The sequence below is a fragment of the Rhizobium sp. 18055 genome (assembly GCF_902706285.1).
Classification (GTDB): Bacteria; Pseudomonadota; Alphaproteobacteria; order Rhizobiales; family Rhizobiaceae; genus Rhizobium.
Map to the genome: position 1 here is coordinate 1 of NZ_CACSKD010000415.1, position 404 is coordinate 404.

The following is a 404-nucleotide window of genomic DNA, read 5'->3' on the forward strand; positions in this document are numbered from 1 at the left end:
GCTCCAGGTGGCGCCGCCGTCCGGCGAGAGGCCGACGCCGGCATAGGCCATCACGAAGGCCGCGTCGCGCGCGGCGACGACCATGTCGCAGGCCAGCGCCAGCGAGAAGCCCGCGCCCGCGGCCGCGCCTTCCACGGCGGCGATGACGGGCTTCGGGTAGGTGCTGAGCGTCTCGATCCATTGGTGCAGCGCTTCCACGCCCTGGGCCTGCGCCTCGGCATCTTCCTGGCGCCGCGCCTGCAGCCGCTGCAGATTGCCGCCGGCGCAGAAGTGCGCGCCGGCACCGGTGATGACGACCGCGCGCACATCGGCGCTGCGCTCCGCGCCGTTCAACGCTTCCACCCCGGCGACGCAGATCGCCGGATCGAGCGCATTGCGCATCTCCGGATGGTGGATGGTCAGCA

At 72.8% G+C, this 404-nt stretch carries 1 protein-coding gene; it reads right to left on the reverse strand.

The annotated features are described in order from the left end of the window. The coding region (locus tag GVL52_RS32495) for an enoyl-CoA hydratase-related protein (RefSeq protein ID WP_200848051.1) at positions 1 to 404 on the reverse strand (404 nt) is incomplete at both ends.